This is a genomic window from [Lactobacillus] rogosae (genome assembly GCA_900112995.1).
Taxonomy (GTDB): domain Bacteria; phylum Bacillota; class Clostridia; order Lachnospirales; family Lachnospiraceae; genus Lachnospira; species Lachnospira rogosae.
Genome location: FONU01000045.1, coordinates 1 through 4,451, shown reverse-complemented (window position 1 = coordinate 4,451; position 4,451 = coordinate 1). Strand labels below are relative to the sequence as shown.

The following is a 4,451-nucleotide window of genomic DNA, read 5'->3' as shown; positions in this document are numbered from 1 at the left end:
AACAGCGAATTACTGAACTTGAACAGCAATTAGAGAAAGGAAGGTTGATTGATGAACGAATTAAGAAACTCAAAGAGCGACGATCAACTGGAAGAGTTGCTTCTGCTGACAGAGCAGATGCAGGAAGAACTCGACCAGAAAGACCGGACTATCAGGGAACTGAAAGTGCAGCTCGACGAATCGCTGACCTTGAACGAGAAGTTAAACAGCGAGAACAAAACAGAGAACATTCAAGCCTTAAAGAACGACTTGAGGAAAACAAAAGAATTGTTGCAGAGCGAGAAAGAGAAAACACACACCGTCCAAGCCATGATAGAGGAATGTCGAGATAAGCAGAGACAGGCAGAACAGGAACGGGATTATGCACTCTCCCATCAGAAAAAAGTAGAGATACCGGTTGAAAAGCCGGTACTCTATCAAAAGTGCGGGAATTGTAAACAGACAGCTTATCTGAAAGCTAAGGAAAAGTATGATATGCAGAGGGAAAAACTGGCAGGCAGATATAAAACAAAAACAGCCATGTATGAAGCATTGATGTTTCTGCTGATATGGTATTCCGTATCAACTACTCTTTTTCAGATGATAAGGTCAAAAATATTTATTTCTGATTGCGTGGTATTCTTTGATACAATCGCAACTTTCACACAGACCATTGCTGGCTGGGTTGTACTGGCAGGAAAGAACGTGGCACAGATTAGTGATGGAATATCCAATCCTGTCGTTGCCGGAATTATAAACTGGCTGATAAGAATATTGATTTGCGGTGGATGTCTGGTGGGTGTGGGAATACTTTTGGCATTTATCGAAATAAAGATTGCAGGGCTATATAAGAAATACTGTTGGGATATGATTACCATAATGGTGATACTTGTAAGTATGGCAATAGCTATCTACTTTGGGGATTGGATAAAGGAAGTATTGCCAATCAATCTGCTATTTCTCTTATTATTCGTGCAACTGGTATATGTTGGAATCAGGTGGTATGTAAAGGGATGGCGGGAAAACAGAGGTTATGTTTAAAAATAAAAAAATTGTCTGAGACGCAGCGAAGTAAATAAAATGAGTAGTATTATAGGAAGTCAGCAGTGCGTGAATAAACTGCTGGCTTCTTTTTTGATAGATACAGTCACTCCCAGAGAGTGTGCAGGATAGTAAAGTAATAATATCAACATGACGATATAGAAAATGCAGGGAACAGGCAAAGGTACAATACGAATACTATTTGACGCAGACAAAAAAATATGATCAAACCGTCCACATATTACATGATGTAAATAAGCATATTAAAGCAATCGAAGGATTATATGGTGCAGAGCAGGGGAATACGGCAGGAGAATATGCAGCGGAAATCAGAGAACTGTTAAAGCCACTCATTCCGGTTCAATACACAGAAAATCCAATATTAAACATTCTTCTTACCGATAAAGAATCCGTTATGAGGGAAAAAGGTATTTCAGTAACCATAAAGGTGGATAATGTGAATCTGAATTTCCTTGCACCAATCGACATTACAACTATTTTTGGAAATTTATTAGATAATGCGATTGAGGCAGCAGAGAAGCTGGAAGGAGAGAAATATATTTCGATTAAGATTGGCTCATACCATAAAATGATAGCTGCCAGCATCGAAAATAACTGCGGGGAGGTAAAGTGGAAAAATGGTTTTCCGGTATCAGCGAAAGGAAAAGGCGGTGGAATAGGACTGCTGAATGTTCAGAGCAGTGTAAAAAAATATGATGGAAATTTAATATTGAAAAGTGATGGAAATAAATTTATTGCTGAGTTATTCCTCAATTCATAAAAAGTCTTACTTCGTGCAAAAAAATCGTACTTGGTGCAGAAAAGGTAAAATATCAGAAGGAGTGTGTCGATATAAAAAAATAAAATGGATGATACATATAAAAAATTTAATGATGGGAGGTTTCGCTTATGTCAAGAATTACGGACTACGGTTTTTTATTTCAAACGACATTTGGAACATCAAAAACAAATTTAGTCAACAATATTCAGTTGTCCCAAATGAACAGCAGCTCTGTACAGAAACAATTAAAAGCAGCAGGGATTGACACAAACAGTAAAAAGTATAAAGCAGCATTGAGTGAGATGATGAAGAATGGAAACGGTGCAATGTTTACGAATGTTCAGGCAATTAAGAACCTGATGAGCCAATATGACAAAAATGGAGACTGGATTGATCCGAATACCGGACTAACGGGACTTGCTGTAACGGATGAGAACAGAAACAGTTATAAACATATCATTTCTATTCCAGAGAGCAGCCGGGAAGAAATGTTTGAACTGGCAAAGAAAGAATTCTTAAATGAAAATGGTACTTTAAATGGTGATACTACCAAAAGGGAGAGTGTATATAACAATTTATACAGAAAAATGGATAAGGATGACCGCTTATCAGCAGGCTGGACAATGGAACAATATGAACATCAATACAGACAGGCATTTGCAGAAGCTGCAAAAGTCGAAGATCCTACATGGAGAGCTGGTAAACCAATACCGGCTGGCGCATTGGATGGTATTACAAGAGAGTCTGTTGAGAGTGGCAGGAAGTCAGTAGATATAAAGTTATAGATAGATTTATTTGTGAGCCACGAGGTGAAACTAAGATAATGGGTTTTAAGGAGGAAAAATAGGATATGAAAATATCTAATTACATGAATAATACGAATTCAATAATGGAAAAAAATACTGATAAAGTACAGAAAGGAAATAGTCAGACAAACGAAAAACATACAGTGGGGCAATCAGTGAAGCTTTCGATTTCTAATGAGGGATTGGAGTATTATCGTAATCGTATACAGCAGAGTGGACAGGAAAAATATGATGATGTGGTTCAAAGAAAGGAACTGTTAGCGAGTAAAAAAATCAGTGATATTGATTATAGTTATGAAATTCAAAAGAAGGCAGCACAGCAGAATCAAAATGTTGATACAGGAAAAAGTGCCTTAAATATTACTGACAAGGCAAATAATTATGTTAAAGCATACGCAGAATTATATGATGAAATTGTGAAGGGCTATGAAAATGGAACCAGAGAAATATATGTAGCTGATGAAAATGGACCTCGTAAGCTTACAAAGGATGAAGAGTTAAGCAATTTAGATGCTGCATATAAAAAAACAGTGGATGACTTTGTGACAATGGAGACAACCAATCAGCATGCCCGTGGAATTATTGGTGAAGAAATGAATAAAATTTCAAAAATTACCACAAGGTCAACTTTGGCATCGGCTTACATTGAGGAGCAAAAAACCAGGGGAAAGGACGAAATCCCAGAAAATTTAACTGAGAAAATGTATGGTGCAATTACCTCATTTAAGGAGAAATATACAATGATTCAGCCTAATAGAGAGCAGTTATTGATGAGCATTAAGATTTGATGATGTTAGTACTATGATTTACAAATAAAAATAGTAATTACATATCATATTGAGGCTGAGAGAAATTAAATATCCAAGTCGTTCAATATAATAGAAATTATTTTAAGTTTCAATAACAGGGAGGTAGGATTATGGCAATTACGGGTATCAATAACAGCAGTTACACATCGTATTATGCTTCAAATTATAAGAATACTGTAAAAAAAACAGATAGTGAAAAGGATAGTACAAATACAAAAGATGGCAACGTGACAACAAGTACAGTTGAATTAAAAACATCACGTCCCGGTGTGACAAAAACAGAGCAGATTAAGACAGGGTATAGTAATGTAAATGATTATTCAAAATACTTGCAAGGAAAATACCATTATATGAATATAGGGCTGACTTCAATGCAGGGTATTCCGACAACGGTATCTGTTTCAAGTGCATTTTTACAAAAGTGCATGAATGATCCGGAAAAAGCAAAGTATTTGGAGGAAAACTTAGCAGCCATTCCGGATTGTACAAAAGATACGATTAATGGATGTTTGGGCACTGTGACAAATCAGAGTTATATGATTGATGCAAACGGAAATATTATAGAGACAGCATCTTGTACAAATGATCCAGATGGGAAAATAGCGAAAGAGAATGCTGAACGAAAGGCAAAAGAGAACAGAGAAAAAGAGGAAAAGATAAAAGAAAAAAGAGCTGCTAAAAAAGCAGAGGAAGAAAAAGCTGCAAAGAAACGTGCAGAAAAATCGGCAGAAGGAAAAGAAACGGGTGATTATACCTTATCCGTAACTGGTAATGATGTAAAAAGTATGACACAGAGCCTTGTAGCAGAATCTGTGAGTATTTCTGCACCTGATAGATCAAGTTTTGATATTAAGGCATAAGAGGATTCGATAAAAGGAAAATATCAAATTGGTTCATTGAGCAATGACAGTGATGTAGATTACCTGAAAATAGATGCAGGTTCTTTGACATCGAGCAAGATAGATAAAGAAGTATAGAAAGTGTGGACTAACTTAAGGAGGTTGCTATGAAAGTTCAAGGAAATAGGTATATTAA

General features: G+C 36.3%; 5 protein-coding genes and 1 pseudogene. All 6 read left to right on the top strand.

Translation table 11 applies throughout. The features are described from left to right. Window positions 1-332 (top strand): annotated as a pseudogene (locus BM157_RS12760) (MobA/MobL family protein); the annotation flags it as partial. Further along, a complete protein-coding gene (locus BM157_RS12755) occupies window positions 310-1,020 on the top strand; it encodes a DUF6040 family protein (RefSeq protein WP_014080632.1) in 711 nt (236 codons plus the stop codon). The pseudogene BM157_RS12760 and the gene BM157_RS12755, both read left to right, overlap by 23 nt. Before the next feature lie 202 nt (window positions 1,021-1,222). Continuing rightward, entirely contained in the window at window positions 1,223-1,801 is a 579-nt protein-coding gene (locus BM157_RS12750) for an ATP-binding protein (RefSeq protein ID WP_242865586.1), read from the top strand. Window positions 1,802-1,929: 128 nt separating this feature from the next. Beyond that, entirely contained in the window at window positions 1,930-2,586 is a 657-nt protein-coding gene (locus BM157_RS12745; RefSeq protein WP_090141456.1) for a DUF3879 family protein, read from the top strand. A gap of 65 nt (window positions 2,587-2,651) precedes the next feature. Continuing rightward, complete coding sequence (locus tag BM157_RS12740; protein WP_055040720.1) at window positions 2,652-3,395, top strand: hypothetical protein; 744 nt, start codon at window positions 2,652-2,654, stop codon at window positions 3,393-3,395. 131 nt (window positions 3,396-3,526) lie between these two features. Beyond that, window positions 3,527-4,276 (top strand): hypothetical protein, encoded by a 750-nt coding sequence (locus tag BM157_RS12735; RefSeq protein WP_090141454.1) that lies wholly within the window; start codon window positions 3,527-3,529, stop codon window positions 4,274-4,276. Window positions 4,277-4,451 lie beyond the last annotated feature (175 nt).

Coding starts and splice junctions, on each gene's coding strand:
- BM157_RS12745 (WP_090141456.1), top strand. CDS start 1,930: ATGTCAAGAATTACGGACTACGGTTTTTTATTTCAAACGACATTTGGA.
- BM157_RS12740 (WP_055040720.1), top strand. CDS start 2,652: ATGAAAATATCTAATTACATGAATAATACGAATTCAATAATGGAAAAA.
- BM157_RS12735 (WP_090141454.1), top strand. CDS start 3,527: ATGGCAATTACGGGTATCAATAACAGCAGTTACACATCGTATTATGCT.
- BM157_RS12755 (WP_014080632.1), top strand. CDS start 310: ATGATAGAGGAATGTCGAGATAAGCAGAGACAGGCAGAACAGGAACGG.